The organism is Streptomyces sp. NPDC038707 (assembly GCF_040636485.1).
Classification (GTDB): Bacteria; Actinomycetota; Actinomycetes; order Streptomycetales; family Streptomycetaceae; genus Streptomyces.
The window spans coordinates 1-1,517 of record NZ_JBEZUP010000101.1; the positions used below are offsets into that span (position 1 = coordinate 1).

The following is a 1,517-nucleotide window of genomic DNA, read 5'->3' on the forward strand; positions in this document are numbered from 1 at the left end:
GCCCTGGTCGGCGCCCTGCGCGCCGAGGGCTTCGAGGCCGGCGTCCGCGATGTGTTCCAGCACCGCACCGTCGCCGGACTCGCCGCCGCACTCGGCGGCGGAGAACCCCTCGCCGAGACCGCCGTCGTCGAACCGTTCGCGCTGCTGGCGGCAGGGGACCTGGCCAAGCTCCCCGAGGGCCTCGTCGATGCCTTCCCGCTGGCGCAGGTGCAGCTCGGCATGCTGGTCGAGATGCTCGCCGACGACGGCCTGCACAAGTACCACAACACCACTGTCTTCCGGATCAAGGACGGCCGTCCGTTCGACGTCGACGTCCTGCGCCGCGCCGGGCAGGCCGTGGTGGAACGCCACGAGATGCTGCGCGCCTCCTTCCACCTCGAAGGCTTCGAGATGCCGCTGCAGTTCATCCACGCTGCCGCCGAGATCCCGGTCACCGTGCACGATCTGCGGGGCCAGGACGCCGAGCAGCAGGCCGCGGCACGTCGGGCGCACATCGTCAGCGAGCGCGCCGAGCCCTTCGACCTCTCCCGCGCCCCCCTGCTCCGTATCTCCTCACTCGTCGAGTCCGACGAGGCATGGTGGCTGTCGGTCAGCGTCTGCCACCCCATCACCGAGGGCTGGAGCCACCGCTCGCTGCTCAGCGAGATCGTCGAGGGCTACCTCCGGTTGCGCGACGGCGGGACACTGCCCGAGGTGGAGATGCCCGAGGTGCGCTACGCGGACTTCGTGGCAGCCGAGCTGGCTTCCGTGGCGTCCGACGAGGACCGGGACTACTGGCGGGACGTCCTCGGCAGCCACGCCAAGTTCGAGCTCCCGGCCGGCTGGGGCGACGGCGCCCCGGGACCGGCGAACGTCGTGCGCGTACCGCTCGCCGACCTGACCCCGGCGCTGCGCGCGGCGGCGAGCAGCACCGGAACCTCGCTGAAGGCCGTGCTGCACGCGGCGCACCTGAAGGTGATGAGCCAGCTCACCGCCGAGGAGTCCTTCTTCACCGGCCTGGTCTCCAGCGGCCGCCCCGAAGTCGTGGGCGCCGAACGGGTGTACGGCATGTACCTCAACACGGTGCCGTTCGCCCACCAGCGCGGTGCGCGCACCTGGCGCGAACTGATCCGCCAGGTCTTCGACCAGGAGGGCACGCTCTGGCCGCACCGCCGCTTCCCGATGCCGGTGATGCAGCGGGAGCTGAGCGACGGAACCCGACTGCTCGACGTCCGCTTCAGCTACCTCGACCTGGCGGACGCCCAAGCGGAGACCGACCTCGTCGACACCGAGTCCGGTGACGGTGAGGGCGCCACGGAGTTCGGCCTCGCGGTGGCCGCACGCGGCAGCGGTCTGCTGCTCACGGTGAACCCGCTGGTGCTCGGCCGGGAGGGGGTGGATCGTCTTGCGGCGATGTACCGGTCGGTGCTGGAGTCGATGTCCGCTGATGTGGACGGTGATGCGCGTGCGGTGTATCTGCCCGGTGGTGAGCGGGAGCGTGTGCTGAGCGGGTGGAACGATACGGCGGTGGTGGTGCC

At 71.1% G+C, this 1,517-nt stretch carries 1 protein-coding gene; it reads left to right on the forward strand.

Annotated features, from left to right (window positions below; translation table 11 throughout):
• Positions 1 to 1,517 (forward strand): condensation domain-containing protein (locus tag AB0E62_RS39990; protein WP_362206057.1); only part of this gene is annotated, 1,517 nt, incomplete at both ends.